The organism is Streptomyces sp. NBC_00190 (genome assembly GCF_036203305.1).
GTDB lineage: Bacteria > Actinomycetota > Actinomycetes > Streptomycetales > Streptomycetaceae > Streptomyces.
In genome coordinates this window covers 5441188-5467509 of record NZ_CP108131.1, presented here as the reverse complement: position 1 = coordinate 5467509, position 26322 = coordinate 5441188, and the positions used below count along the sequence as shown (strand labels likewise).

General features: G+C 71.5%; 22 protein-coding genes. 8 read left to right on the top strand and 14 right to left on the bottom strand.

Annotation, left to right across the window (positions count from 1 at the left end):
- Positions 1-58: 58 nt before the first annotated feature.
- The 8 genes from OG429_RS26485 to OG429_RS26450 all read right to left on the bottom strand — a co-directional run bounded on the left by OG429_RS26485 (position 59) and on the right by OG429_RS26450 (position 8438).
- Entirely contained in the window at positions 59-1237 is a 1179-nt protein-coding gene (locus OG429_RS26485; RefSeq protein ID WP_328927752.1) for a YncE family protein, read from the bottom strand.
- On the bottom strand, positions 1234-2028 hold the full coding sequence (locus OG429_RS26480) for a polysaccharide deacetylase family protein (RefSeq protein ID WP_328927751.1): 795 nt from the start codon (positions 2026-2028) through the stop codon (positions 1234-1236). The genes OG429_RS26485 and OG429_RS26480 overlap by 4 nt, the downstream gene beginning before the upstream one ends.
- 365 nt (positions 2029-2393) lie before the next feature.
- A complete protein-coding gene (locus tag OG429_RS26475) occupies positions 2394-2906 on the bottom strand; it encodes an ATP-binding protein (RefSeq protein ID WP_328927750.1) in 513 nt (170 codons plus the stop codon).
- Positions 2907-3177: 271 nt separating this feature from the next.
- A complete protein-coding gene (locus OG429_RS26470) occupies positions 3178-3945 on the bottom strand; it encodes an enoyl-CoA hydratase/isomerase family protein (protein WP_328927749.1) in 768 nt (255 codons plus the stop codon).
- Positions 3946-4030: 85 nt separating this feature from the next.
- Positions 4031-5269 (bottom strand): L,D-transpeptidase, encoded by a 1239-nt coding sequence (locus OG429_RS26465; protein WP_405678457.1) that lies wholly within the window; start codon positions 5267-5269, stop codon positions 4031-4033.
- 125 nt (positions 5270-5394) lie between these two features.
- Entirely contained in the window at positions 5395-6114 is a 720-nt protein-coding gene (locus OG429_RS26460; RefSeq protein ID WP_328927748.1) for a L,D-transpeptidase family protein, read from the bottom strand.
- Positions 6115-6174: 60 nt separating this feature from the next.
- Complete coding sequence (locus OG429_RS26455) at positions 6175-7050, bottom strand: MSCRAMM family protein (protein WP_328927747.1); 876 nt, start codon at positions 7048-7050, stop codon at positions 6175-6177.
- Between the two features lie 167 nt (positions 7051-7217).
- A complete protein-coding gene (locus OG429_RS26450) occupies positions 7218-8438 on the bottom strand; it encodes a L,D-transpeptidase (protein ID WP_328930430.1) in 1221 nt (406 codons plus the stop codon).
- Between the two features lie 178 nt (positions 8439-8616).
- Here OG429_RS26450 and glgX point away from each other — a divergent pair, with 178 nt between their 5' ends.
- Together glgX and OG429_RS26440 are read left to right on the top strand one after the other, a co-directional pair.
- Positions 8617-10965: a glycogen debranching protein GlgX gene (glgX, locus tag OG429_RS26445; RefSeq protein ID WP_405678462.1), complete on the top strand. Its 2349-nt coding sequence runs from the start codon at positions 8617-8619 to the stop codon at positions 10963-10965.
- Between the two features lie 86 nt (positions 10966-11051).
- Positions 11052-11786 (top strand): CDP-alcohol phosphatidyltransferase family protein, encoded by a 735-nt coding sequence (locus OG429_RS26440; protein ID WP_328927746.1) that lies wholly within the window; start codon positions 11052-11054, stop codon positions 11784-11786.
- Here the strand turns inward: OG429_RS26440 and OG429_RS26435 are convergent.
- Complete coding sequence (locus OG429_RS26435; protein WP_328927745.1) at positions 11767-12249, bottom strand: adenylyltransferase/cytidyltransferase family protein; 483 nt, start codon at positions 12247-12249, stop codon at positions 11767-11769. The genes OG429_RS26440 and OG429_RS26435 overlap by 20 nt on opposite strands.
- Before the next feature lie 166 nt (positions 12250-12415).
- On the opposite strand from OG429_RS26435, the gene OG429_RS26430 reads away from it, so the two are divergent.
- From OG429_RS26430 to OG429_RS26420, 3 genes are read left to right on the top strand one after another with little or no spacing between them, the layout of a single operon-like run.
- Complete coding sequence (locus OG429_RS26430; protein WP_328930428.1) at positions 12416-13627, top strand: glycosyltransferase family 4 protein; 1212 nt, start codon at positions 12416-12418, stop codon at positions 13625-13627.
- The gene (locus OG429_RS26425; protein ID WP_328927744.1) at positions 13624-15381 is read left to right on the top strand and encodes a lipopolysaccharide biosynthesis protein; all 1758 of its coding nucleotides are present in this window, start codon (positions 13624-13626) and stop codon (positions 15379-15381) included. Before OG429_RS26430 ends, OG429_RS26425 begins: the two co-directional genes overlap by 4 nt.
- Positions 15378-16634 (top strand): hypothetical protein, encoded by a 1257-nt coding sequence (locus tag OG429_RS26420; RefSeq protein WP_328927743.1) that lies wholly within the window; start codon positions 15378-15380, stop codon positions 16632-16634. Before OG429_RS26425 ends, OG429_RS26420 begins: the two co-directional genes overlap by 4 nt.
- Before the next feature lie 25 nt (positions 16635-16659).
- Here the strand turns inward: OG429_RS26420 and OG429_RS26415 are convergent, their stop codons facing one another.
- Entirely contained in the window at positions 16660-18135 is a 1476-nt protein-coding gene (locus tag OG429_RS26415) for a hypothetical protein (RefSeq protein ID WP_328927742.1), read from the bottom strand.
- 157 nt (positions 18136-18292) lie between these two features.
- Here OG429_RS26415 and OG429_RS26410 point away from each other — a divergent pair, with 157 nt between their 5' ends.
- The gene (locus tag OG429_RS26410; protein WP_328927741.1) at positions 18293-18832 is read left to right on the top strand and encodes a WcaF family extracellular polysaccharide biosynthesis acetyltransferase; all 540 of its coding nucleotides are present in this window, start codon (positions 18293-18295) and stop codon (positions 18830-18832) included.
- On the top strand, positions 18829-19959 hold the full coding sequence (locus OG429_RS26405; protein ID WP_328927740.1) for a glycosyltransferase: 1131 nt from the start codon (positions 18829-18831) through the stop codon (positions 19957-19959). The genes OG429_RS26410 and OG429_RS26405 overlap by 4 nt, the downstream gene beginning before the upstream one ends.
- On the opposite strand, the gene OG429_RS26400 is transcribed toward OG429_RS26405, so the two are convergent.
- From OG429_RS26400 to gmd, 4 genes are all read right to left on the bottom strand, one after another.
- A complete protein-coding gene (locus tag OG429_RS26400) occupies positions 19956-20174 on the bottom strand; it encodes a DUF6458 family protein (RefSeq protein WP_328927739.1) in 219 nt (72 codons plus the stop codon). The genes OG429_RS26405 and OG429_RS26400 overlap by 4 nt on opposite strands.
- Positions 20175-20299: 125 nt before the next feature.
- The gene (locus tag OG429_RS26395; RefSeq protein WP_328927738.1) at positions 20300-20974 is read right to left on the bottom strand and encodes a hypothetical protein; all 675 of its coding nucleotides are present in this window, start codon (positions 20972-20974) and stop codon (positions 20300-20302) included.
- Between the two features lie 100 nt (positions 20975-21074).
- Entirely contained in the window at positions 21075-23849 is a 2775-nt protein-coding gene (locus OG429_RS26390; RefSeq protein ID WP_328927737.1) for a CBM96 family carbohydrate-binding protein, read from the bottom strand.
- A 246-nt stretch (positions 23850-24095) separates the two neighbouring features.
- Positions 24096-25109 carry a GDP-mannose 4,6-dehydratase gene (gene gmd, locus OG429_RS26385; protein WP_328927736.1) on the bottom strand — a complete coding sequence of 338 codons (1014 nt, stop codon included), beginning with the start codon at positions 25107-25109 and terminating at the stop codon, positions 24096-24098.
- A 253-nt stretch (positions 25110-25362) separates the two neighbouring features.
- On the opposite strand from gmd, the gene OG429_RS26380 reads away from it, so the two are divergent.
- Positions 25363-26310 (top strand): GDP-L-fucose synthase family protein, encoded by a 948-nt coding sequence (locus tag OG429_RS26380; protein WP_328927735.1) that lies wholly within the window; start codon positions 25363-25365, stop codon positions 26308-26310.
- Positions 26311-26322: the final 12 nt, after the last annotated feature.

The window sequence follows — 26322 nt, the reverse complement described above, 5'->3', positions numbered from 1 at the left end:
GTACCGCGGTGTCCCGGGAGCTGTGCGAGCTCCCGGGGCACCGCCTTGCCCGCGCGGCCTACCGGAAGATGCCGGTGTGTCCGAGCGAGTAGCGGCCGGGCTGCGGGTACACGGCGAGCCCGTGCGGTCCGCCGCCCACCGGGATCCGGGCGAGCTCCTTGCCGGTGGTGGTGTCGATCGCGTAGACCTCGGAGTTGTAGCGGCCCGACAGCCAGAGCACCTTGCCGTCGGCGGAGACGCCGCCCATGTCGGGACTGCCGCCGTCGGGCAGCTCCCACTTCTTGGTGAGCTTGTTCTGCGGGAAGTCGAAGACGGAGACGGTGCCTTCGCCCCGGTTGGAGACGTACATCTCCTTGGAGTCACGGCTCACGTAGAGCCCGTGGCAGCCCTTTCCGGTGGGCAGCAGCTTCGGGACCTCGAACTTGTCGCCGCTGAGCACCCACATGCCGTCCGCCATCATGTCCGCGACGTAGAAGGTCTTTCCGTCCGGCGAGACCTTGACGTCCTGCGGCATCGCCCCTTCGAAGGGCAGTTTCTGCTGCCCGATGACCTCCATCTTCTCGGTGTCGACCTTGAGGAGTTCGCCGGAGAACTCGCAACTCACGATGAAGTAGCGGCCGTCGGCGGAGAAGTCCGCGTGGTTGACGCCGAAGCAGCTCACCGGGACGGTCTTCACCCGGTCCATCGTGTGCGGATCGCGGAAGACGAGCTCCTTGTCCATCGAAGCCATGACGACGGCGTACTTGCCGTTCGGCGTGAAGTACAGGTTGTACGGGTCGTGCACCTCGACGGGCTCTCCGGCCTCGCCGGTGGCGGGGTTGATCGGGGTGAGCGTGTGGCCGCGGTTGTTGTTGACCCACAGGGTCTTCATGTCCCAGGAGGGCACCACGTGCTGGGGCTGGACCCCGACCGGGATGGTGTCGATGACCTTGTACGTCTCCGGGTCGATGACGGACACCGTGTTGGAGGTGGTGTTCGGCACGTAGACGCGGGACGGGAAGTCCTTGACCACCGGCGAGAGCTTGTTCGGCCGGTCCGCCGCGTACACGTCGTCCGGATCGAGCAGCGGGGGCATGCCGGGAAGGCCCGGCGGGACGGCCTTGACGGGTTTGGCCGGGCCCTTGGTGCCGAGCGCCTCGGCGGGTCCCTTGTCGGCAGATCCGCAGCCGGCCAGGGCGGCGAGGACCAGACCGGCCAGCAGCACGGAGGCCTTCCGGGGAAGGCGGGTGGTCTTCATGGCGTCAGCAGCTCCGTGGTGGTCACCGCGCGCAGCTTGCGGCGCGCGAGTTCTTCGAGGAGGGGCGGCATCGCGTCGACCGTGTCCGCGTAGCCGAAGTGCAGGCTCACCACCGATCCGGCGAGGATCGTCCCGGTGACGGTGCGGATGACGGCCGCGGCGCCGGGCGAGGTGAAGTCGAGGGAGTCCACGTCGTACGAGAGGACGTGGGGGTAGCCGGCCCGCTGGGCCAGCTTCTGGACGAGCGGGGTGGCGTACTGGGTCTGGGAGGGCCGGAACCAGGTGCCGATGGAGCCGGTCAGCCGCTTGAGCCGGGTGGCGCAGCCGGTGATCTCGGCGTACGCCTCCGCCTCGGGCATGGTGTTGATCGCGAGGTGGCGCTGGGTGTGGTTGCCGAGCTCGTGGCCGCCGTCGAGGATCCGGCGGGCCATGTCCGGGTGGGCGTCGAGCCAGCTGCCGATGGCCAGTACGGTGACCCGCGCGCCCGCTCTCTCCGCCTCGGCCAGCACCGCCCGGGCGATGGCGGGTTCCCCGTTGCCGTGGAAGGTGAGGGCGACCGCGGGCCGGTCGCGCGGACCGTGGCCGATCTCGACGGGCTGCCCGGCGAACCGGCGCGGGACGGCCGGGGCCGCCCGGGCGGGGCGGACCGGGCCCGGCGGCGGGGTGGTGGGCGCGGTGGCGGAGGCGGGGCGGCCCGATCCGCAGGCGGCGGTGAGGCCCGCCGTGGCGGCACCGGTCACCCCGAGACCGGCCGCGCGCAGGACCGCCCTGCGGCCTGGATGTGAGAGCACTCGCCCATTTAAGAGGCGGAAAGCCCGGAAGGTAATGATTGACCCAATTCGGTACGTCCGCCGAAGTGGGCCAAACGGGCGACCCGTCCGCTACGTGATCAACGATTCACACAGAGCAGTCGATACTTATTCATAGATTGCGAGGTGAGTGGCCCACCTCACCTAGGATTTAACTAGAAACTCTCACTATTTGCACACTTATGTCCGAGTAGGGACTTTTGGCGTTCGGGCCCACGTCTGCCATAGTCGGTAGCACGACTTCCCCATTGACCCGAGCGAAGTCGCCACGCCGAGGATCACACCCCAATCGGTCCTCGGCGCACCCACGAAGCCCCCACACCGCCCCACCACGGCGACCGGGGGCTTCAGGCGTTCTGACGGTCGGCGACCCGCATCTCGAACCACGTGATCTTCCCGCGGGGCAGAAGGTCCGCACCCCAGCGGTCGGAGAGCTTGTCGACGAGGAAGAGCCCGCGGCCGGTGACGTCCAGCTCGTGGACCGGCATCAGGCAGGGCAGTCCGCGCGAGGGGTCGCGCACCTCCACCCGGATCCAGCCGCGCCGCCGCTTCATCTGTAAGCCGAAGGTGCGGGCCCCGGTGTGCCTGACCGCGTTGCCGACGAGTTCGGAGACCAGCAGGACGGCATGCTCGGCGATCTGCGGGGAGAGGCCCCAGAGGCGGACCACCACGCACTGGGCGAGCCTGCGCGCGGTACCGGCCGATTCCGGCATCGACGGCAGGATCACTTCGCCCTCGGCCGGGTTCCCGTACAACTCCAGCGCCTTGAAGCCCTGTTCGTCCTCGACCGCCGCCGTGAGCCGTACGGCCGAAGCGCTGCTGCGCTGCCGCGGCTGTTCCACACCCTCCAGGCCCGCCATGCACCCATCATGGAGGGCCGCCCCGTCCCTCCGGGCCGTTCCACGGGAAAACACCCCCCGGATCCGATGAACCCGGGGGGGTGTCCTGTCATATGCGTAAGGCAAGCGGAGGGCTCCGCTACACGCCCTGACCTGCCGTGACGCAGCGCACAGCGATGATCACCGTGAGTGGATCAACGATTTCCTTTAAGGCTCCTTTAAGGCCTGGCTAATCCACCCACAGGGAGGACCGGGCGACGCGCCCTGCACGACGGCGCCTACACGACTGCGCCTATACGAACTTGGCCTTGCCCGGCCCCTCTTCGACGAAGCTGCGCATGCCGCGCTCGCGGTCCTCGGTGGCGAACAGGCCCGCGAACCAGTTGCGTTCGATGGTCAGACCGGTGTCGATGTCGGCCTCCAGGCCCGCGTCCACGCACTCCTTGGCGGCACGCAGCGCGATCGCCGGCCCCTGGGCCAGCTTGGCGGCCCAGGCGTGGGCCTGCTCGTACACCTCGGCGGCGGGGACCACCCGGTCGACCAGGCCGAGGGCGAGCGCCTCGTCGGCCTTGACCATGCGCCCGGTGAAGATGAGGTCCTTGGCCCTGGACGGGCCGATCAGCCGGGACAGCCGCTGGGTGCCGCCCGCCCCCGGGATCAGGCCGAGCAGGATCTCGGGCTGCCCGAGCTTCGCGTTGTCGGCGGCGATCCGGTAGTCGGCGCACAGCGCGAGCTCGCAACCGCCGCCCAGCGCGTAGCCGGTGACGGCCGCGACCACGGGCTTGGGGATCCGGGCCACGGCGGTGAAGGCGTCCTGCAGCGCGCGGGACCGGGCGATCATCGCCGCGTGGTCCATCGCCTGCATCTCCTTGATGTCCGCGCCCGCCGCGAACACCTTCTCGCCGCCGTAGAGGATGACCGCGCGGACGTCGTCCCGGTCGGTCGCCTCCACCGCGAGCTCGCGCAGCCGGTCCTGGGTGGCGATGTCCAGGGCGTTCATGGGCGGCCGGTCCAGGCGGATGGTGCCGACGCCTTCGGAGACTTCGAGAGAGATGGTCATACGAGGAAGGTTAGCGGCGGTTAACGGCAGGTGGCCCGGTGCTGTGTGTCACAGCACCGGGCCACCTGGGACTACGTACGGGGGACTACTTGATCCACTCCGCCCAGTCCATGTTCCAGCCGTTGAGGCCGTTGTCCGGGGCGATCTGCTTGTCCTTGGAGTTCTTCACGATGACCACGTCGCCGATCAGCGACTCGTCGAAGAACCAGGCGGCGGGCTGGTTGCCGTCGCCGGCGCCGCGGACGTCCTTCAGGCCGACGCAGCCGTGGCTGACGTTCTCCGAGCCGAAGGTGCCCGAGGAGGCCCAGTAGTTGCCGTGGACGAAGGTGCCCGAGTTCGACAGCCGCATGGCGTGGGGGACGTCGGAGATGTCGTACTCGCCGCCGAAGCCGACGGTCGCGCCGTTCATCCGGGTCACCTTGTACTTCTCGCTGATGACCATCTGCCCGTTGTACGTGGTCGTCGACGGGGCGCCCGCGGTGATCGGGACGTTCTTGAGCACCTGGCCGTCGCGGACGACCTCCATGGTGTGCTCGCTCGCGTCGACCGTGGAGACCTGGGAGCGGCCGACGGTGAAGGTGACCGTACGGGTCTGCTTCCCGTAGACGCCGGGGCGGCCTTCGACCCCGTCGAGGGCGAGCTTCACGGTGACCTTCGTGCCCGCGGCCCAGTACTTCTCGGGGCGGAAGTCGAGGCGGTCGTTGCCGAACCAGTGGCCCTCGACCGGCACGGCCGGCTCGGCCGTCACGGTGATGGCCTTCTCGACGGCCTCGGGGTTGGTGATGCCCCGGCTGAAGTTGATCGAGACCGGCATGCCCACGCCGACGGTGGCGCCGTCCTCGGGCGTGTAGTGGCCGACGAAGGTGTTCGTCGGGGTCAGCGTCGTGAAGGTGGTGTCCTTGGCGGACTCCCGGCCGGCCTCGTCCTTGGCGACCGCGTGCACCTTGTACTCGGTGGCGGAGGCCAGGTGGCGGGACGGCTCCCAGCTCGCGCCGTCGTCGGCGACCTTGCCCTCGACCGCGTTGCCCTTGGTGTCGGCGACGGTCACCGTGGTGAGCTTGCCGCCGGTGCTGGTTATCTTCAGGATGCCGCTGGTCGCGACCTCCTTGGCGCCGTCGTCCGGCTTGACGTTGACCACGGCCTTGGACGCCTCGGTGCCGGTCTTGGCACCGTCCCCCGCCTTGTCTCCACCGCTGCCGCTGCTGTTGCCGCCGCCGCCACTGCACGCGGTGGTCAGCAGCAGGGCCGCCCCCAGCAGAAGGGCCGGCAGGCCGGTGCGGGCGCGGCCGCGTATCGGCTGCAGGTTCACTCGTGTTCTCCCCATGTCCCCCGCGCGCGGGCAATCGCGCGCATGTCGACAGGTAATCACATGGGGACAACACGAAAAGCCACGGTCTTGTCACCATTCCGTCCCAACCGTGGGTGCGGAATCGGTGACGGTGTCGCAGGTCAGTCCTCGGTTCCGGGCTTCGTGCCCCAGACGTAGACGGCGTCGCCCTCGGTCAGCAGGTTCCAGAGGCGTTCGGCGTCGGCCACGGTGAGGTTGACGCAGCCGGCGGATCCCCCGTGGGCGTAGAGGTAACCGGTCCGGCCGTGCAGCGCCTGGCCCCCGTCGAAGAACTGGGAGTACGGCATCGGGGAGTCGGCGTACAGCGTGGACTTGTGGTCCTTGCTGCGCCAGTACACCTCGTGCCAGCCGGGCCGGGTCTCCTGGGTGTCGCGGCCCGTGCGGATGGGCACGACCGGGAAGACGATCCGGCTGCCCTGCTGCACCCAGAGCAGCTGCCGGCCCATGTCCACGCACGTCACGCGGTACGAGCGCACGGGGCAGTCGCCCTCGGCGTTGGGGTTCGGGCGGGCGGCCACGACGAGCATCGTGCGGTAGGTGGCCACGCCCGGGTAGCCGTCCGCGGGAGTGACCCCGTTCTTGCGCTGGAAGGCGCGGACGGCGAAGCAGTCCGCCGAGGACTGCACCCCGTCGACCGGCCGGCCCACGTGCTCCTCCAGCTCCCGCTGGTAGGGACCGGTGCCCGCCGCGCACGCGGACTCCGGGCCCGGCGCGGGCGCAGCCGCCGCGGCCGCCGGGTTCAGCCCCGCCAGTACGAGCAGGGCGCCGAGCACGGCCGCCCGGACACCGCCTCGGGGGCTCGTCGCCTGACCTGTAGTCATCCGGGCCTCCTCGGGCCCGCCAGCCGGACCCTCGCAGCCCAGCTAACCCGCGGGGCGGGTCTACGGCCCGTGCTGCTCCGCCGAGGGGGTGAGCGGGCCACTCCAGCGGCGCACCCGCCGGGCGGCCCTGCCCTCGTCCGGGTCTGTGATGGGGACGCCGGCGTAGGAGTCGCGCGCGTTCTCCAGGGTGACCACGCGTCGGCCGCCCGGGGTCTCGTCGTCCAGGCGGAGCGGGCCGGTCACCGTTCTCGCCGGCAGGACGTACCCCTCGGGAACGTCCGTCTCGACCAGGTAGTACTCGCCGTCGGGGAGTCCCTCGAAGTCGCAGACGCCGTCCTCGTCGGTGGCGCAGCCGGGCCTGACCCGCTGGTCGGCGTTGATGCCCCGGGTCTGGAGTCCCCCGGTGCTGTTGGTCTCCCTCCAGAGCTCGAACACCGCACCGGCCAGCGGTGACCCAGTCTTGGCGTCCTCCTTCAGGACCCGGACGGCGCCGCTGTACGCCGCGCCGCGCTTGTGGTGCGGGACGTTGAGGACGATCCCCTCCTTGGCGTCGGCCCCCCTCACGGTGAAGCCGGTGACCGGGTCCTCGGGGGCCTCGTACCCGGCGGGGACGACGGTCTGCCGCCAGTAGTACGTCTCGCCGACCGGCAGCTCCACCGTGCAGCTGCCCCTGGCGTCCGTTTCGCAGGCGCCCTCCTGCTTCTCGTCGGCGGCCGGTCCGGTGACCTGGAGCCCCGGCTGGTCGTTGACCTCCCGCCACAGCTCGAAGCGGGCACCGGGCAGGGGTGTTCCGGTGTCCAGGTCCGTGTTCCGCAGCACCACCTGGGCGCTGGGGACGGGTCCGTCCACGCCCGCGCAATGGGCCGGCGCCGCCGCGACGACCACCGCTGCGGCGGCGAGGCCGAGCGGCCACACCCTTGCTGTCCTGGCTGCCATGACACTCCGTCCGTCTCCTGGGGCTGTCGCCCCCTGACAGGCTGGGGGAGCTTCGTACGCGAGTACGGGAGGACACTCGGCCGCTACGGCATTCCGGTCATACCGATCACCCTCCCGTGGCCACGGGAGGGTGATGCGCGGTGGCGGGCGGCGGCGGGCGGCGGCCCTCAGGCGATGGCGGAGCCCGCGACCCAGTCGGCCCAGGACATGTTCCAGCCGCCCAGGCCGTTGTTCGGGGCGACCGTCTTGTCCTGCGAGTTCACGACCTCCACGACGTCGCCGACCAGGGTCCGGTCGAAGAACCAGCCGGCCGGGGTGTCCGAGCCGCCGCCCTTGTCGTCGCGCAGGCCCACGCAGCCGTGGCTCATGTTGCTGCTGCCGAAGGTGTCGGGGCTGAGCCAGTAGTTCCCGTGCAGGAAGGTCCCGGAGGAGGTGAGCCGCATGGCGTGCGGGACGTCGGGGATGTCGTACTCGCCGCCGAAACCGACGGTCTGGCCGTTCATCCGGGTGACGTCGAACATCTCCATCACCACCATCTTCCCGTTGTACGTGGTGGTCTTGGGCGCTCCGGCGCTGATCGGCACGGTCGACAGCAGCTCCCCGTCCCGGCGGACCTCCATGGTGTGCGCGGCCGCGTCCACGGTGGAGACCTGGGAGCGGCCCACGGTGAAGGTGATCGTCTTGTCCTGGATGCCGTAGGAGCCGGGCGCGCCTTCGATGTCGCGCAGCTTCAGCTTCACCGTGACCTGGGTGCCCGCCTTCCAGTACTCCTTGGGCCGGAAGTCGAGCCGCTCCTTGCCGAACCAGTGGCCGACGACCTGCACGGCGGGGGCGGAGGTGACGGTGATGGCCCGCTCCACCTCCGCCCGGCGTTCGATGGCCCGGTTGAAGTTGAAGGAGAGGATCATGCCGGTGCCGACGGTGGAGCGGTTCTCGGGCTTGAAGTAGCCGATGAACCGCTCCTCGGGGACGTAGGTGGTGAAGGTGGTGTGCCGGGCCTGGCGGCGGTTGTGCCCGTCGAGGGCGACGGCGTCCACGGTGTACTTGGCCGCGAGCGAGAGCCGGGCGGCCTCGGGGTCCGGGCTCCAGCTGAGCCCGTCGGCGGCGATGGCACCGGGGACCTGCTCCTCCTGCGCGTCCTCCACCTTGGTGACCACGACCCGCTCCAGCCGGCCCTCGGGCACGGTGACGCCGAGGCGTCCGTCCGCGGGGACCGCCTTGGCGTTGTCGTCGGGGGTGATCCGGATGGCCTCGTCCGGCGAACGCGGTTTTCCCGGCAGCTCGATCTCGACCGGGGCCCGGCCGTCCTGGGTGCATCCGGTCAGGCCGCCGAGGAGGCCCGCCCATGCCGCCACGGCGGCCAAGCCCGCCCCTGCCCGCCTCGTCAGAAGTGTCACGACCCTCCAACGACCGGGCCCCTCCGGGGGAAACGTGAGCGGGCTGCACGTTCCGGGCGGATCAGTCCGGGCAGAACAGTGGGAAGGACCAGACGGGGGCGGGCCCTGGCCGGGACGCCGGGGCCGCACTCCCCTCCCCGCAGGTACCCAGGAGCCGTGGAGGCGGGCAGTGTCGAGCGCAGCCGAGCAGGAAGAGGCGGTGGAAGCCGTCGGAAACGCGGTGGACGCCGTGGATGCGGTGGATGCCGTTGATGCCGTGGACGGGGTGCGCAGCGGCCGCGCCGCGCCCGCGCCACGGGTGGACGAGCCGCCCAGCGGGCGGCCGAACGGCCAGGTCAGAGGGCAGGTGTTACGGGCATCCGGGCGCCCGGGACCACAGGTGTGGCCCGGGTCCTCGCATCCCCTGGGGGCACGGTTCCATCACGGTCCGGACGGGACGGCGGGCACCAACTTCGCCCTGTGGGCGCAGGGCGCGGAGGCGGTGGAGGTGTGCCTGTTCGACGCGGGCGGGGCTGAGACCCGCTGCGCCCTGACGGAGCTCACGCACGAGATCTGGCACGGATTCGTGCCGGGCGTACGCCCCGGGCAGCGGTACGGCTTCAGGGTGCACGGGCGCTGGGACCCCTGGACGGGCGCCCGGCACAATCCGGCGAAGCTGCTGCTGGACCCGTACGCCCGGGCCGTGGACGGTGACTTCAGGCTGCCGCCGGAGGTGTACGGGCACGTCCGGGACTGGCCGCAGCAGTACATCGCCGACACCGTGCGCGACGACCGGGACTCGGCGCCGTTCGTCCCCAAGGGGGTCGTGGTCCACGATCAGGACGACTGGGCGGACGACGTCCGGCCGAAGACCCCCTGGGCCGATTCGGTGATCTACGAGCTGCACGTGCGCGGCTTCACGATGCGCCATCCGGGGGTTCCCGAGGAGCTGCGCGGCACGTACGCGGGTCTCGCGCATCCGGCTGCCGTCGAGCACCTGGTGAAGCTGGGCGTGACGGCGGTCGAGCTCCTGCCCGTGCACCAGTTCGCGCACGAGGACCACCTGCTGCGCAGGGGACTGCGCAACTACTGGGGCTACAACTCGGTCGGCTACTTCGCCCCGCACGCGGGGTACTCGTCGAGCGGTACGGCGGGCCAGCAGGTCGGGGAGTTCAAGCGGATGGTGCGGGCCCTGCACGCGGCCGGCATCGAGGTCATCCTTGACGTGGTCTACAACCACACGGCGGAGGCGGGCGAGCTGGGTCCGACGCTGTCGCTGCGCGGGATCGACAACCGGGGCTACTACCGGCTCCAGTCGGACCAGCGCCGGTACGCCGACTACACGGGCTGCGGGAACACCCTGCACGCGGGCCGCCCGCACGTGCTGCGCCTGATCACGGACTCGCTGCGCTACTGGGTCACGGAGATGGGGGTGGACGGCTTCCGCTTCGACCTGGCGGCGGCGCTGGCCCGCTCGATGCACGACGTGGACATGCTGTCGCCGTTCCTGGCGGTGATCGCCCAGGACCCGGTGCTGCGTCGGGTCAAGCTGATCGCGGAGCCGTGGGACGTGGGCTCGGGCGGCTACCAGGTGGGGGCCTTCCCGCCGCTGTGGACGGAGTGGAACGACCGGTACCGGGACGCCGTACGGGACTTCTGGCGGGGCGCGCTGCCCGACGTACGGGACCTCGGGTACCGGCTGTCGGGGTCGAGCGACCTCTACGCGTGGGGCGGGCGGCGGCCGTACGCCTCGGTGAACTTCGTGACCGCGCACGACGGTTTCACCCTGCGGGACCTGGTGAGTTACGAGCGCAAGCACAACGAGGCGAACGGGGAGGCGGGCCGGGACGGGACGAATGACAACCGGTCGTGGAACTGCGGCGCGGAGGGGGAGACGGACGACGCCCGGATCGCCGCGCTGCGCCGCCGGCAGCTGCGGAACCTCCTCACCACCCTGCTGCTGTCGACGGGCGTGCCGATGCTCGTCGCGGGGGACGAGTTCGGGCGCACCCAGGGCGGCAACAACAACGCGTACTGCCAGGACAACGAGACGGGGTGGGTGGACTGGTCGCTGCTGGAGGACCCGGCGTGGCGGGAGCTGTTCGCGCTGACGACGCGGCTGATCTCGCTGCGGCAGGCCCATCCGGTGCTGCGGCGGCGGGCGTTCTTCTCGGGGCGCCCGCAGGGGGTGGACGGGCTGCGGGACCTGGCCTGGTTCATGCCGGCGGGTGCGGAGATGACGGAGCGGGACTGGTACGCGCCGGGCGCCGCGCTCGGGATGTACCTGTCGGGGCGGGACATCCCGGGCCGCGACGAGCGGGGCCGGCAGGTGACGGACGACAGCTTCCTGGCCCTGCTGCACACCGGGGACCGGCCGGTGGCGTGGGTGCTGCCGGGGGCGCCGTGGGCCGAGGGCTACGAGGTCGTCCTGGACACCTCCCGCGAGGACCAGTCCACCGCCCCGCTCACCCGCCACCGCGGCGGTGAGACCGTGACGGTGCCGGCCCGGTCGATCGTGCTGCTCAGGGTGGTCGGCTGAGCCGTGGACCCGGGGTCCGGACGGATCTAGTACTCCAGTTCGCCCTGCGATGATGTGTTCGACATCGTCACTGAGGGGGTCCCTGCATGGGCAGAGTCGGAACCGCGCTGCGGGAGTTGCGCGGAGCGCAGAAGTCGGCGAAGGGGGTGTCGCTCTACTCACGGTTCGTCAACCGGCCCGCTGGACGCTATCTGGCCGCCGGGTCGTACGGGCTCGGGCTCACCCCGAACCAGGTGACGCTGGTCAGCGCCGCGTTCAGCTTCGCCGCCGCGGCCGCGGTCGCGCTCACCGAGCCCTCCTGGGGGCTCGGGATCGCCGTCTGGGCCGCGCTCGCGGTCGGGTTCGCCTTCGACTCCGCCGACGGACAGCTGGCCCGGCTTCGCGGGGGCGGCAGCGCGGCGGGCGAATGGCTCGACCACGTCGTGGACTGCGCCAAGCTGACCGCCGTGCACTCCTGTGTACTGATCGCCTTCTACCGCTTCCCCGACTCGTACGGGATCGGCGGGGCCGGGACGGGCGGCGACGGCTGGCTGCTGGTGCCGCTCGGCTTCCAGTTCGCCGCGATCGTGACCTTCTTCGGCGGGCTGCTGACCGAGAAGCTCAAGCCCAGGCCGGCTCCGGGGAGTCCCGCCGCCGCGCCGTCGACCGTGCGCGCGGTGGCGTTGCTGCCCGTGGACTACGGGGTGTTCTGCCTGGTGTTCCTGCTGCTCGGCGGCGGGCTGTTCCGATGGGCGTACGCGGGGCTCGGGGTGGTCGCCGGACTGTTCCTGCTGGCGTTCCTCACCAAGTGGTACCGGGAGCTCAGCGCCGTTCCGCGGTGACCGGCTCCGTGAGGGGCTCGGCGAGCGCGTCCAGCGCCCGGCGCAGCTGGGTGCTGGAAGTGTGGACGGTGTAGGGGAAGTAGACGACGTCGACGCCGTGGGCGGCGAAGTCCTTCTCCAGCTTGTCGCCCTTGGGGGTGCCCCGCCAGTCGTCGCCCTTGAAGATGACGTCGAAGCGGACCTGCTTCCAGGTCTCCACCTTGTCCGGGACCGTCTCGACGAAGGCGGCGTCCACGTACTTCACGCTGCGGACGATCTCCAGCCGCTCGACGAGCGGGATCATCGGGCGGCGTCCCTTGGCGAGTTCGGCCATCTCGTCGGAGACGACTCCGGCCACCAGGTAGTCGCACTGACTCCGGGCGTGCCGAAGGATGTTGAGATGCCCGATGTGGAACAGGTCGTATGCGCCCGGCGCGTAGCCGACTCGATACGGTTTGCGCGCGGACGCGCGAAGTTCGGACATGTCACGGTCCGTCATCTCTTACCCCCCAGCAGCCACACCCCCCGGCGTAGCGGATTAGCAGACAATAGCGTGCACGTTCCGCACCGTGCGGGTGAACGAATAGGGTGACGTGCGCATCATCCTGGGGAGAAGGGGACGTTCAGTGTCGAGATCCGGTCACCGGCGCATGCTGCTGGTTTCCACCAATTACGCTCCCGAACACGCGGGGATTGGGCCGTACGCCACCCAAATCGCGGAGCACTGGGCAGATCTCGGCCACGAGACCCACGTCCTCGCCGGAATGCCGCACTACCCGGCGTGGTCGCTGGAGCCGGAGTACCAGGGGGCGTTCCGGCGCACGGAGCAGCGCGCGGGGGTCACCGTACACCGGCGTGCGCACACCGTGCCGCAGAAGCAGACCGCCGTGAAGCGCGCCCTTTTTGAAGGATCGATTCTGCTGCACGGCGCCGTGGCCCCGCCCCGGATGCCCAAGCCGGACGCGGTCCTCGCCCAGATGCCCAGCCTGGCCGGCGGCGTGCTGGCCGCCCGGCTCGCGGCGCGGTGGAAGGTCCCGTACGTCCCGGTCGTCCAGGACCTGATGGGCGCCGCCGCCGCGCAGAGCGGGATCAGCGGCGGCGACAAGGCGGCCGCGGTCGCCGGCCGCGCCGAGGCGTACGCGTTGAAGCGCGCCACCCTCGTCGGCGTCATCCACGAGACCTTCGTGGAGCGGGTCGTGGGCATGGGCGTGGATCCCGGCAGGATCCGCCTCGTCCCCAACTGGTCCCACGTCGCGGTGCCCAGCAAGCCGCGCGGCGAGACCCGTCACCACCTGGGCTGGGCCCCCGGCCAAACCGTCGTGCTGCACTCCGGGAACATGGGCCTGAAGCAGGGGCTGGAGGTCCTCGTGGGCGCCGCCCGGCTCGACCCGAGCGTCCGCTTCGTCCTCATGGGCGACGGCAGCCAGCGCTCGGCCCTCACCGAACTCGCCGCCGACGTCCCGAATCTGGACATCATCCCCCCTGCCGCTGACGGCGAGTTCCCCGATATCCTCGCGGCGGCGGACGTACTCGCGGTCACACAGCACGCCGCCGTGCTGGACATGAGCGTTCCGTCGAAACTCACCTCCTACTTCCAGGCGGGCCGGCCGGTCGTCGCCTCCGTGGCGGCGGAAGGCGGAACCGCCCAGGAGGTGGAGCGCTCGGGGGCAGGGGTGCTCGTACAGCCGGAGGACCCCGAGGCCCTGCTGAAGGCCGTACGGGCCCTGGCGGAGGACCCCGAAGGCGCGGACGCGCTGGGGGCGGCCGGACCCCGCCACGTCGCGGCCCACCTGAGCCGCGAAGCGGGCCTGGCCCGCATCGACGCACTGATGGACGAAGCACTTGGGGGATCCCGGCCGTGATCGAGACGAACCGCCCAGCAGCGGCACCGGCCGAGGACGAACCGGACCTCCTCCGGGATCAGTTCCGCCAGCTCCTGCGCTACCGCAGACTCATCGGCGCGGGCATCGCAGTCGGCCTGCTGGGCGGCGTCTACCTCGGCATCTCCACGGCCGACACCTACGTCGCGACCGCCGACGTCGTCCTGCGCGCACCCACCGACGACCCCTTCAACCCGAGCCTCGCCCCCGACAAGGCGATCAACATCGGCTCGGAGCGCCAGGTCGCGCTCAGTTCCTCCATAGCCAACGAGGCCGCCAAGAAGCTCGGCGTGTCCGCGTCCGGCCTGGCGGCCCTGCGCAGCGGTCTGCAGGTGACCAACCCGCCGCAGACGATGGTGCTCCGCTTCACCTACACCGCGTCCTCCCCCGGCGAGGCCGCCAAGCGCGCCAACGCGATGACCGATGCGTATCTGCTCAAGCGTCAGGAAGCCCTCGACGCCACCCGCGACAAAATGGTCAAGGGGTACAAGGAGCAGCGCGATCCGATCTCCAAGCAGCTCGACGAGCTCTCCAAGGAGATCGCCCGGATGCCCGCCGGCTCCGGGCGCGACGCGGCCACCTCCTCCAAGACCGACCTGCAGAGCGAGGTCGGCGGCTACAACACCAAGATCACCAAGCTCGAAGCCCTCGACATGACCCCGGGCCGGGTCACCAGCGCCGCGACCGCGCCCACCGCGACGGACGGGCCCGGCATCGTCATGTCGCTCGCGCTCGGCGCGGCCGTGGGCCTCGCACTCGGCCTGCTGGCCGCCTGGGTCCGGCTGGTCTTCGACCCGGCGCCGCGCTCCGAGGGCGATGTGGCGCGGTCCCTGCGCGCGCCCGTACTGGGCTACCTGCCCCGGGACAGGACGGGCGGCGGACCGCTGCTCGCCGCCGGCGAGGCCGATCCCCGGGTCGCCGAGGAGTACCGCTCGGTGGCCTTCCGGCTCGCCTACGACTCCCGCTTCGCCGACCGGCGCCGGCTGCTCGTCGTCGCCCCCCGCGGCAGCAGCGAGACCGCCGCCGCGGTCGCCGTGAACCTCGCCGCCTCCTTCGCGGAGACCGGCAAGGACGTCCTGCTCATCGAGGCCGACCTGCGCACCCCGGTGCTGGCCAGCCAGCTGCCGACGGACGCCGGCGGCCGGCCCCGGTGGAGCCGGACCCCGGGCGGCCCCTCCGCCGCCGGACGCCACGCCGACTCCGAGTGGCCCGACGGGCGCCAGCTCGTCGTCGACGCCGGGGAGTCCGGCACGTTCGAACTGATTCCGGGCGAACGGGCGCGCAACGTCCCGCGCGCGCTGACCTCCGCCCGCGCCACCCAGCTGATCTCCGAGGCCGACTCCCCCAACTCCACCGTGGTCGTGCTCGCGCCTCCCGTGCTCTCGTACGCCGACGCCCTCGCCCTCGTCGACCGTGTCGACGGCGTCCTGGTGGTCTGCAACCCGCGCGCCGTCCACCGCAGCGACCTGTCCCGGATCCGCGAGCTGATCAGCGGCGCCGGCGGCACGGTGCTCGGCGCGGTGCTGCACGCGCCGCTGCCCGGCGAGAAGCGCGGCCGGAGCAAGGACAAGGTCGTCCCGGCCGCCACCGGCCCGGCCGCCGGCTCCGGAACGTCCGGGAAGTCCGCCCCGCAGCCCGAGCCGATCGCGTACGAAGTGGCCGAGCCCGAGCAGAACATCGCCGGTGACGGCACCGACACCGTCGCGCTGCGCACCGTCCGCCAGGGCCGCAGATGAGCCGACGCGGCCTCGCCGCCGTCGCGTCGGTGCTGGACCAGGCCGCTTCCAGCGCCACGAACATCCTGGTGCTGGTACTGGCCGCCCGGCTGTCCACGGAGTCCGGCTTCGCCGACTTCTCGATGGTGTACGTGACCTTCACCGTGCTCCTCGGGCTGAACATGGCCTACGTCGGCCAGAGCGTCGTCCTGGAGAACGGCGCGGGACTCCCCCCGGACGAAGTCCGCGGGAGGCTGGGCGAGGTGTGCCGGTCGGCCGTGGGCTTCACCGGGGCGGCTTCGGTGGTGGCCGGGGCCGCGGTGGCGGCCGTGGGCCTGGCCCTGTCCGGCTCCGCCGGGCCGGCGTTCCTCGCGCTGGGCCTCGTGCTGCCGCTGGTCCTCCTCCAGGACGGGCTGCGGTACTGCTTCTCGGCGCTGCGCGCCCCCGAGCGGGCGCTGGCCGCCGACGCGCTGCGGCTGGTGTGCGTGGTCGCGGCGCTGGCCGCTCAGCCGTCCGGGGCCTCCGCGGGACGGCTGGTGCTGGTGTGGGGCCTCTCCGCGCTGCCGGCGCTGGGCCTCGGGCTGTGGCTGCTACGGCCCTACGTTCGCGGGGCGCGGGCCGATCTGCGGCCGTACGTGCGGCGCGGGCACCTGGGGCAGCGGTTCGTGGTCGAGTTCGCCGTGGGCAACGGCTCCAGCCAGCTCGCCGTACTGGGCCTCGGAGTCTTCGCGACGCCGCTGGCCGTCGGTGCGCTGCGGGGTGCGACGACCCTCTTCGGTCCGCTGAACGTGCTGTTCAACTCGGCGAACTCCTTCGGGCCGCCGGTGCTGTCGCGGCTCGGCGGCAAGCGGGCCACGGTCCGGGCCACGGGTCTGCTGGGCGTGGTGCTGGCGCTGCTCGGTGCCGGGTGGGGGGCCGTGCTGTACGCGCTTCCCGAACGGGCGGGCCGTCAGCTGCTGGGCGACACCTGGGCCTCGGCGTCCGCGCTACTACCGGCGACGGGTGCCCAGTACGCGGTGATGGGTCTGGGCACCTGCGCGCTGCTCACCCTGCGGGTGCTGGCCCCCAAGGCCACGCTGTCCCTGCAGGTGGTCTTCTCGCTGCTGTCGGTGGGGCTGCTGCTGGGCGGCTACGCGGCCTTCGGTGTGGCGGGCGCGGCCTGGGGCCTGGTGGCCGGCTCCGCGCTGAAGGCCCTGGCCGCCTGGTTGCGGGTCGCCCGCCTGCCGGCCGCCACCACACGGGACAGTGAGCCCCTGTCGGCTTCCGCCGCCTGATCCGCTGCGCGGAGCTCCGCCCTGACTAGCGCAGGGTGGTGGACTTGTCCGTGCGGTAGGTCGCGACCAGCGCCAGGCACAGGGCGGCGATCGCGACGCGCCCCGACGCCTGGAGGAGCGGCCCGCGCAGCAGGATGAAGGAGTAGCCCGCGACCAGCGGGACCACCACCGAGATCAGACTCCCCGGCGGGGACCGCCGGGTGGCGCGCTTCGCGTAGCGCCGGTCGACGCGGGCGGCGGCGTACCCCATGGCCAGCAGCCCGGCGCCCATGCCCAGCGGGCCGAAGTCGATCCACAGCTCCGCCCATATCGGGGAGGAGAGGTTGGTGTTGACCGTGCCCATCCACTGACCGACCATCACGCCCGTGTCGCGCGGCTTGCCCGGCCACACCGAGCGCGGCACCGCGAAGAAGACCGACCCGGCCAGCTGGCGGCCGTAGAAGTGCCCCGGCCCGGAGTTCGAGAAGGTGATGGTGTTCGCGAACATGCCGATCTGGTCGTAGTCCTTGAGCGCCATCGGCTCCAGGAAGGACGTGGTCTCGACCGGACGGTAGTTCTTCTCGTCGTACCGGAAGCGGTCCGCGAAGGGGAAGACGAGCAGGGCGACGACCACGGCCATCGACAGGGCCACCCGGTACATCGCCGCGCTGACCGGGAAGACCGTGAAGAGCATCGCGAACATGACCGTCAGGAACCAGTAGCGCGGGTTCGAGATCGGGTTGTTGACCACCAGGTTCAGCAGCGCGAGCGCCGACCAGGTGACGATGACCGAGACCTTGCGGCGGGCGAACTTCGAGGTGATCAGCCAGCGCGTGTAGAGCAGCAGCGAGAGCAGCGCCGGCACGGTGCCGAAACCGCGCAGCAGGGCCTGCCCCGCCTGGCCGTCGCCGTTGGAGACACCCGCCTCCTGGATGCCCGCGATGATCTCCTGGCGGCTGGAGAAGAAGACCGCCGGACCGCCGAGTTTCAGCACGAAGGCCGCGCTGCACGCGAAGGACACGACCGTGAGCAGCTGGAGCCGCCGCCGGTGGGCCATGACGGGGCGCGACTCCTTCTGGGAGCCGCCCGCGCGGCCGGCGGGCCGGTGGCGGGCGAGCAGGACGCCCACGTCGAAGGCGGTGCAGCCGAGCAGCACCAGGCCGATGGCGACGGTGAGGTCGGAGCGGGGCCCGACGACGGGCGTCGGGACCTGGCCGAGGACGGCCTGCGCGAGGGGGGCCACGCCCATGGCCATGTAGACGAAGAGCCAGAAGGAGCCCTGGAGCAGCTTGCGTCGGCTGGTGAGCACCATCGCGGAGAGGCGGGCGCCCGCGTACATGGTGAGCAGCAGCTGGAGCCAGAAGGCCGCGTCGCGCTGGCCCGCACCGGGCTGGACGGCGACGAACAGCGGCAGGAAGACGGTGAATCCGAGGGCGAGCGGGACGGACAGCGCGCGGGAGAGCAGGGTGCGCGGGGTGGTGACCCGGCCCCACAGGGTCTCGTCCTCAAGTGGGTGCGGCACCGGGGCTACGGAAGGCTTGCGTATGTCCGTTGCCACTGCTGCCCCCACCCCATGTGCCTGGCTCCGCGCGCAGTCTAGTCTGAGCGGGCGGCGCCCGGGGAGGCGCTGGGGGTCCCTCCGACGAGGTCGGAGGGAGGGTGGACGATCGGGGCTTCAGTTGCGTGACCTTCCTGCCTTCACGCTGGCCGGATACGACAAGGGGCGGGGTCTGCTGACGCAGGCGCTCTGGTTCGCCGTGATGAACACGCTGTTCATGAGCTGGTTCTGTCCGGCGCGGCTGCGGGTCGCGCTGCTGCGCGCCTTCGGCGCGGAGATCGGCGAGGGCGTGCTGATCCGGCACCGGGTGCGGGTGCTGTGGCCGTGGAAGCTGACCGTCGGGGACCACACGTGGATCGGCGAGGGCGCCTGGCTGCTGAACCTGGAGCCGGTGACGATCGGTTCGCACGTGTGCCTCTCGCAGGAGGCGATGCTGTGCACCGGCTCGCACGACCACCGGGCCGCCGATTTCCGCTACCGCAACGCCCCGATCACGGTCGGGGACGGCGCGTGGGTGGCGGTGCGGGCGACCGTGCTGGCCGGGGTGACGGTGGGCCGCTGCGCGGTCGCAGGCGCGGGCGCCGTCGTACACAAGGACCTGCCGGAGCTGACCCTGCAGACCCAGGACGGGCAGCGCCGCCCGGTGGAGGAGCCGAAGTGAGAGTCCTGCACACCGTTACGCTGCACTCCCCCACGCACGCCTTCGGCGGGCCGGTCCGGGTCGCGCTGAACCTGGCGAAGGGACTGCGGGCCCGCGGCCACGAGGCGCGGCTGCTGGCGCTGGGCGAAGGCTTCGACCCGTGGCCCACCTCCGTGGAGGGCGTCCCGGCGAAGCTGTTCCCGGCCCGGCGGCTGCTGCCCCTCGGCTTCAGCGGGATGACCTCATCGGCGCTGCTGGCGTCGGCCGGGCGTCTGGTCCGTGACGCCGATGTCGTCCACGTCCACCTGGCCCGGGACCTGGTGACCCTGCCGGTGGCGCTGGCCGCGCTGCGGGCCGGGAGGCCCCTCGTCCTGCAGACCCACGGCATGGTGGATCCGAGCGGGAAGCTGCTGGCCAAGGTGCTGGACGCGGTGGCGGTGCGCCGGCTGCTGCGGGGCGCGGACGCGGTGCTCCACCTGACCCCGCACGAACGGACGGGCCTGGACGCGGTGGTGGGGGCGCCTCCGCTGGCGAACACGGTCCGCCTGGTCAACGGCACCCCGGCGCAGGAGGAGCGTCCCGCTCCGTCCGGCCCGCCGCGCGTCCTGTACTCGGCGCGCCTGCAGGCCCGTAAGCGGCCGGTGGACTTCGTGGACGCGGCCCCGGCGGTCCTCGCCGCGCATCCGGACGCGCACTTCGTGGTCGCGGGCCCGGACGAGGGCGAGCTGGCTGCCGTCCGCGCCCGCATCACGGCACTGGGCCTCTCGTCCCGCTTCACGGTCCCGGGAGCCCTGTCCGGCGGGGAGGTCCTGGCGGAACTGCGCCGTGCGCACGTCTACGTACTGCCCTCCGTGGACGAGCCGTTCCCCATGTCGGTCCTGGAAGCCCTCGCGGTGGGCGTTCCCCCGGTGGTGACCCACTCCAACGGCCTGGCCCGCGACATCGCGGCGGCGGGCGCGGGACACGCGGTCGACCCGGGCCCGGCGGGCGTGTCGGCTGCGGTCCTGTCCCTGCTGGACCCCGCGGCGAACGCGGCGGCCTCCCGCGCGGCCCGCAAGCTGGCCGCGGAGTCGTTCTCGATGGACGCGGTCCTGGACACCCTGCTCCCGGTGTACGAGGCCGCCCGCCGGAACCAGAGCCCGCTCTAGACGCCGTCCCGGCGGCGCTCCTCCACCACCGGGATGGCGCCCGCCGTGCGACGCCGCCCCAGGACCCTGGAGTACACGGCGAGGCCGATGGCTCCCGCCGCCATCATGATGAGGCCGACCAGGTCGAGGTCGACGCTGCGCATCTCCCAGTCGGTGGCGAAGGTGAGGATGGCCCCCACCACGATCAGGCCGATGCAGCCGCCCAGGCCGCGCATAGGATCGCCTCCGGATGCCGGTGTCGTGGTTGCGTACTGGCACGCGGCTACCCGGCACGGGGACACGAAAACGCCCCCGGGGACCGGCAGTCCGGCCCCGGGGGCGTTCTCGTACGGCAGTGGCCCTAGACGGGCAGCCAGGCGTAGCAGCCCGAGGAGTTGAACTCCGCCGTGCCGGACGGGATCGTCGCCGTGATCTTGTCGCCGGCCTTGGGCTGGGTCTCGGGGCCCGAGGCCAGGATCGAGCCGTCCTTGGCCTTGGCCTCCCACGTGCAGGTGGTGGCCTGGGTCAGCGCCCGGTACGTGCCCGCCGCGGGCGACTGGCGGGAGCCCTCGGGGAAGCCCTTCTCGGCCGCCGCGAGGATCGGCTTCTGCTCCGGGCACAGCAGGGTGATCGCGTCCTTCGCGCCCGGGATCTCCCCGGTGATGACCGCGCCGGTCGCCGCGTCCTTGTCGCGCTTCGCGGTGCGCTCCACGCGCTGGCAGGCCTCCTGGCCGCTCTGCAGGACGGCCGCCGGGTCCATCTTCTCCGGGACGCGCCCGCTCAGGTACTTCTTCTCCTGCGCCGTGAAACTGCCCGTCTTCGGGGTGAGCTTCGCGTCGGGCAGGACGGGGCCCGTCGGCTTCGCTTCGGGCGCGGACGCCGAGGGCGCCGCGCTGTCCGCGGGATCGGGGGCCGCCGACGAGGCCGGGGGCTTCGCCTTGCCCTCCGCGCCGGAGTCGGCCTTGCCCGAACTGCAGGCGGTCAGCGTCAGGGCGGCGGTCAGCAGAACAGCAGCCGCTGCGGAGCGTCGGTACATCGGATGGCTCCCGTACTTACTGGGTGGGACAGGAGTGCGGGGCCCGGCCGGGAAGGGCCGGGCCCCGCACGCCGTCAGGCGGTTACTTCGGTTCCCGTCGCTACTTCGCGCCGAAGGTGAGAACCAGCTGCGGGATGCCGTCCGCGGCCGTGGACTCCGAGGACCAGATCCACAGCGGGTCGGTGCCCGTGCTCGTCAGGCCCATGCTGTAGCTGGTGCCCAGCACCGCGGAGACCGCGGCGGTGTCCAGCTCGACGCTCTGGACCGCCGAGCCGTCCGGCACGCCCGCGATGGTGCCGAGCGGGGTGGTGCCGAGGGTGGGCTTGGTGTTGAAGGTCGTGCCCGCGCCGCTCCAGGTGCCGGTGACGGGGACCACGGAGACGGTGTCGGCGGTGCCGGCGCCCGTCTGCGTGGTGGTCTTGACCTGCAGGGCGGCGGACTTGAGGACCTGGCCGGCCGGGGCGGCCGGGAGGTCGAAGCGCAGGTACGTCTCGTACGCCGAGGTGCCGCGCACCGCGAGCGAGCTCGACGTGCCGTACGCGGTGCTCGGGGCGCCCTGGTTGATGTAGGTGTCCTCGGTCGCGTTGACCTTGGAGACCGTGTCGGTGGGCGCCTTGGCCAGCGTGAAGTGGTTCTTGACCTGGGCCTCGGTGAGCGCCGACGGGTAGACGGCCGTCTCGTCGATCTGCCCGGCGAAGAAGTTGCTCGTCGGGCGGGTCGGCCAGTTGGCCAGGTTGTCGCCGCCGACGTGCCAGTAGCCCGCGTAGGTCATGTTGCTGGTGGCGTTCAGCGAGCCCTTGTTCTGGCCGTCGACGTACAGGGTGATGCCGCCGGGGCCCTGGGTGCCGACCACGTGGTGCCACTTGTTGTCGTTGTACGTGTCGAGCAGGCCGGTGGAGACGGTCCGGGTCGAGCCGTTGTAGACGCCGAAGACCAGACGACCGGTGTTGGTCATGTAGATCTGCCGGTCGTACGAGCCGCTGTTGCGGTCGGTGTTGTTGCCGAAGCCGATCAGCTTGCCGCCGCGCGTGCTGCCCGTCTTGAACCAGGTCTCGATGGTGAACGCGTTGCCGACCGTCTGGCGGTGGTCGCTGTAGACCTGCTGGCTGGTGCCGTTGAAGCCCATCGCCGTGCTGGTGCCGGAGACCGCGCCGGGGGTCTGGCGCAGGGCCGGGGCGTTCAGCTGGACACCGCCGGTGTTGCCGCCGACCGAGGAGTCGGCGACGTACGGGCTGACGGTGTCGTCGTAGCGCCAGTACAGGTCGGCGCCGTCCGCGCGGACCTGGTTCGGGTACGACTGGACCGCGGTCGGGACCGTCACCGAGACGTTGGCCGACAGGGCGCTGGTGTTGCCCGCTCCGTCGGTCGCGGTCACGCGGTAGCTGTACGACTGGCCGGCCTTGACCGTGGTGTCGACCCAGGAGGCCTGGGGCCGCTCGAACTCCAGGGATTCCGCGCTCACCGTGGCGGCGGGCGTGGCCGAGCCGTTGCGGTAGATCCGGTAGGTCAGCTTGCTGTCGTCCGCGTCATAGCTGGTGCGCCAGCGGACCTGCGCCTCACCGGGCTTGACGCTCGCGGCGCTGACCACCGGGGTGGTCGGGGCGCCGACGTCGCCGGTGGAGGCGAAGCGGGTCAGGGCCTTCTGCGGCTTGCCGTTGATGAGGGTGAACTCACCGCCGACCCACATGTACTTGACGTCGTTCTTCTCCGCGACGGACATGACGCGCGGGCCGATGCCCTCGCCGATGCCGTCGTTGGCCGTGGGGAACCAGCCGAGCTTGCGCGGGCCGCGGACGAAGCCGTCCACGGGCGCGGGGGCGGCGCCGGTGTGGTCGGTCGGCTGGGCCAGCAGGAAGTGGCGCTTGCCGTCGGGGTACTCCAGCTCGGTGGAGCAGTCGTGCGCGTGCGAGGAGCTGTAGAGCACCCCGTCGTACGGCAGCACGTACTGGGTGGCGCCGAGGCAGCGGTCGCGCCACTTCTCCTTGAAGTCGGTGCCGAGGCCGATGCGGCCGTCGAAGACACCGCCGCCGGAGCCCTCGCTGCCGGTGTAGTAGCCCGTCGCGTCGGCCGAGATGTCCTTGACCACGGAGTTGGACGGGATGTTGGTGTACGTCTTGGTGACCGCGCCGGTGGTGGCGTTCACGACGGCCAGCGCGTGCGAGTTGGTGCCGTTGACCGAGAAGAAGTCGCCACCGAGCAGGACGTTCTTGCCGTCGTTGCTCACCTCGACGGCGCGGCCGGGCTCGTCGGCGTTGGCGACGAAGGGCTTGAGGGCGCCCGAGGAGGCGTCGACCGCGGCGAAGCGCTCGCGGGTCTGGCCGTCGACCGCGGCGAAGTCACCGCCCACGTACAGGGTGTCGTCGGTGACGGCGAGCGCGCGCACGGTGGCGGGGACGCCCGGGTGGAACGCGGCCTTGGGGGTGCAGGTCTCGATGTCGACCGCGGCGAGGCTGGAGACCGGGGTGCCGTTGACGGCGCCGAAGTACCCCCCTGCGTAGAGGGTCTTCTTGTCCTTCGAGACGACCAGCGTGCGGACCGTCGCGGTGCCGTCGCCGATGGTGAAGGCGAGCTTGCACGAGGTCGGGTTGCCCGTCGCGGCGTCGAGCGCAACGAAGTTCACGGCTTCTTGCTCGGCCCCGGCCGCGCCGTCGGGTGGGCTGACGGCCGAGAAGGTGCCACCGGCGAAGACGGTGCCGTTCGCCTGGGCCATCGCCCACACGACCCCGTTGGGCTGCCACGTCGGCAGGTTGTCGGCGGTGAACGCCACCGGTGCCGTGATGGCGGACGCCTGCGGCATCAGCACGAGGCCTATACCCGTGCCGGCACCGGCCAGTGACAGGACGAGGGCAACGGTCAGCCCTCTGGATCTACGCATGAGCCCCCCAGGGCAATCGCCCGGTTTGATGGCTGGAACTATCCGAACAGCCATATGTACTGGCGCAGACTAGGGCTCACGCGAGGGCCCGGTCACCTCACTTGACCCATTGCATACCAACTTGGAATCAACAGGGTTCAGCATGGAGGGCGCACTTCGGACATACAGCAGGTTTAACCCGGCCGCACCCACACGGACCTGCGAAGTATGGCCGGGGCAGGGCAAATCTAGGGGAAATATAAAGCCTCAGCGGTCAATGCGTACCGTCACGCCCGCCAGTTGGTCCTCGACCTGGCGGATGTCGGCGTCGACCATGATCTTGGCCAGTTCGGAGACCAGGACCGTCGGCTTCCAGCCGAGCCTGTCATGGGCCTTGGAGGCGTCGCCGATGAGCGCGTCGACCTCGCTGGGGCGCTCGTACTTGGGGTCGTAGCGCACGTGCTCGTTCCAGTCGAGACCGGCGTGCCCGAACGAGGCCTCGACGAACTCGCGGACGGTCGCGGCCACTCCGGTGGCGACCACGTAGTCGGTGGCCTCGTCCTGCTGCAGCATCCGCCACATCGCGTCCACGTACTCCGGGGCGTAGCCCCAGTCGCGGACGGCGTCGAGGTTGCCGAGGTAGAGCTTCTCCTGGAGACCGGCCTTGATGCGGGCGACCGCGCGGGTGATCTTGCGGGTCACGAAGGTCTCGCCGCGGCGCGGGGATTCGTGGTTGAAGAGGATCCCGTTGACGGCGAACATGCCGTACGCCTCGCGGTAGTTCACGGTGGTCCAGTACGCGAAGACCTTGGCGGCGCCGTAGGGGCTGCGCGGGTGGAACGGGGTGCCCTCGTTCTGCGGCGGCGGGGTGGCGCCGAACATCTCGGACGACGAGGCCTGGTAGATGCGGGTGTCGATGCCGCTGGCCCGGATCGCCTCGAGCAGGCGCAGTGCGCCGAGGCCGGTCACGTCGCCCGTGTACAGGGGCGCGTCGAAGGAGACGCGGACGTGGGACTGCGCGCCGAGGTTGTAGACCTCGTCGGGGCGTATGTCGCGGAGCAGGTTCACCAGGGCGACGCCGTCGGAGAGGTCGGCGTGGTGCAGGACGAAGGACCGGTTCGCGGTCTGCGGGTCCTGGTAAACGTGGTCGATCCGCTCCGTGTTGAAGCTGGAGGACCGCCGCACCAGACCGTGCACCGTGTAGCCCTTGGAGAGCAGGAGTTCGGCGAGGTACGAGCCGTCCTGCCCGGTGACGCCGGTGATCAGTGCGGTCTTGCCCATGTGGTCCCCCTGGTGATGATTGCTGGTCGTGGTCTTGAGCGGGCTGCACCCCCGGCAGCGCCCGGCCCGCCGGGCGGGGGCCCGGGGACTGGATGCGTACCGTACACGCCGGGTCCGGCCGCGTTTGCGGCGGATTCCGCGGTGCGGCGCGGGAGATGGGGGCAGAACTCCCGTGGAAGGGCCCCGGGATGCCGGACCGGGCCGGGGCGGACTGGCGCCGCCTCCGCGGGAGCGGACTGGCATCATCGGCGGTATGACAAGTTCGCTGCCGCTGCTGCCCCCGAACGCCCGTGTCTTCGTCGCGGGCCACCGCGGCCTCGTGGGGTCCGCGGTCGCCCGCCGGCTCACCGCCGACGGCCACGAGGTGCTCACCCGGGGCCGCGCCGACCTCGATCTGCGCGACGCCGCCGCGACCGGGGCGTACCTCAGGGACGTCCGCCCGGACGCCGTGGTGCTGGCGGCCGCCAAGGTCGGCGGGATCATGGCCAACAGCACGTACCCGGTGCAGTTCCTGGAGGACAACCTCAAGATCCAGCTCAGCGTCATCGCCGGTGCGCACACCGCCGGTGTGAACCGCCTGCTGTTCCTCGGCTCGTCGTGCATCTACCCGAAGCTGGCCCCGCAGCCGATCAGCGAGGACGCGCTGCTGACCGGCCCGCTGGAGCCGACCAACGAGGCCTACGCCCTCGCGAAGATCGCCGGCATCGTCCAGGTCCAGTCGTACCGCAAGCAGTACGGGGCCTCGTACATCTCGGCCATGCCGACGAACCTCTACGGCCCGGGCGACAACTTCGACCTGGAGTCCTCGCACGTCCTGCCCGCCCTCATCCGGCGCTTCCACGAGGCCGCCGCCGAGGGCCGCGAGGAGGTCACCCTGTGGGGCAGCGGCACTCCGCGCCGGGAGTTCCTGCACGTGGACGACCTCGCCGCCGCCTGCGCGGTGCTGCTCGGCAGCTACGACGGCGACGAGCCCGTCAACATCGGCTGCGGCGAGGACCTGACGATCAGGGAACTGGCCGAGACGGTCGCCGAGGTGACGGGCTTCCAGGGCGAGCTCGCCTGGGACACGTCCAAGCCGGACGGGACCCCGCGCAAGCTGCTCGACGTCGGCCGTCTGACCGCCCTCGGCTGGAAGCCCGGCATCCCGCTGCGGGACGGCATCGCCGCCACTTACCGGTGGTGGCGCGAGCAGAACGGCTGATCCCAAACCAGA

Excerpts from the sequence above, each read along its gene's own strand:
- OG429_RS26485 (WP_328927752.1), bottom strand. The coding sequence starts at position 1,237 with ATGAAGACCACCCGCCTTCCCCGGAAGGCCTCCGTGCTGCTGGCCGGT.
- OG429_RS26475 (WP_328927750.1), bottom strand. The coding sequence starts at position 2,906 with ATGGCGGGCCTGGAGGGTGTGGAACAGCCGCGGCAGCGCAGCAGCGCT.
- OG429_RS26470 (WP_328927749.1), bottom strand. The coding sequence starts at position 3,945 with ATGACCATCTCTCTCGAAGTCTCCGAAGGCGTCGGCACCATCCGCCTG.
- OG429_RS26465 (WP_405678457.1), bottom strand. The coding sequence starts at position 5,269 with ATGGGGAGAACACGAGTGAACCTGCAGCCGATACGCGGCCGCGCCCGC.
- OG429_RS26460 (WP_328927748.1), bottom strand. The coding sequence starts at position 6,114 with ATGACTACAGGTCAGGCGACGAGCCCCCGAGGCGGTGTCCGGGCGGCC.
- OG429_RS26455 (WP_328927747.1), bottom strand. The coding sequence starts at position 7,050 with ATGGCAGCCAGGACAGCAAGGGTGTGGCCGCTCGGCCTCGCCGCCGCA.
- OG429_RS26440 (WP_328927746.1), top strand. The coding sequence starts at position 11,052 with ATGGGCAGAGTCGGAACCGCGCTGCGGGAGTTGCGCGGAGCGCAGAAG.
- OG429_RS26435 (WP_328927745.1), bottom strand. The coding sequence starts at position 12,249 with ATGTCCGAACTTCGCGCGTCCGCGCGCAAACCGTATCGAGTCGGCTAC.
- OG429_RS26430 (WP_328930428.1), top strand. The coding sequence starts at position 12,416 with ATGCTGCTGGTTTCCACCAATTACGCTCCCGAACACGCGGGGATTGGG.
- OG429_RS26420 (WP_328927743.1), top strand. The coding sequence starts at position 15,378 with ATGAGCCGACGCGGCCTCGCCGCCGTCGCGTCGGTGCTGGACCAGGCC.
- OG429_RS26400 (WP_328927739.1), bottom strand. The coding sequence starts at position 20,174 with ATGCGCGGCCTGGGCGGCTGCATCGGCCTGATCGTGGTGGGGGCCATC.
- OG429_RS26395 (WP_328927738.1), bottom strand. The coding sequence starts at position 20,974 with ATGTACCGACGCTCCGCAGCGGCTGCTGTTCTGCTGACCGCCGCCCTG.
- OG429_RS26390 (WP_328927737.1), bottom strand. The coding sequence starts at position 23,849 with ATGCGTAGATCCAGAGGGCTGACCGTTGCCCTCGTCCTGTCACTGGCC.
- gmd (WP_328927736.1), bottom strand. The coding sequence starts at position 25,109 with ATGGGCAAGACCGCACTGATCACCGGCGTCACCGGGCAGGACGGCTCG.
- OG429_RS26380 (WP_328927735.1), top strand. The coding sequence starts at position 25,363 with ATGACAAGTTCGCTGCCGCTGCTGCCCCCGAACGCCCGTGTCTTCGTC.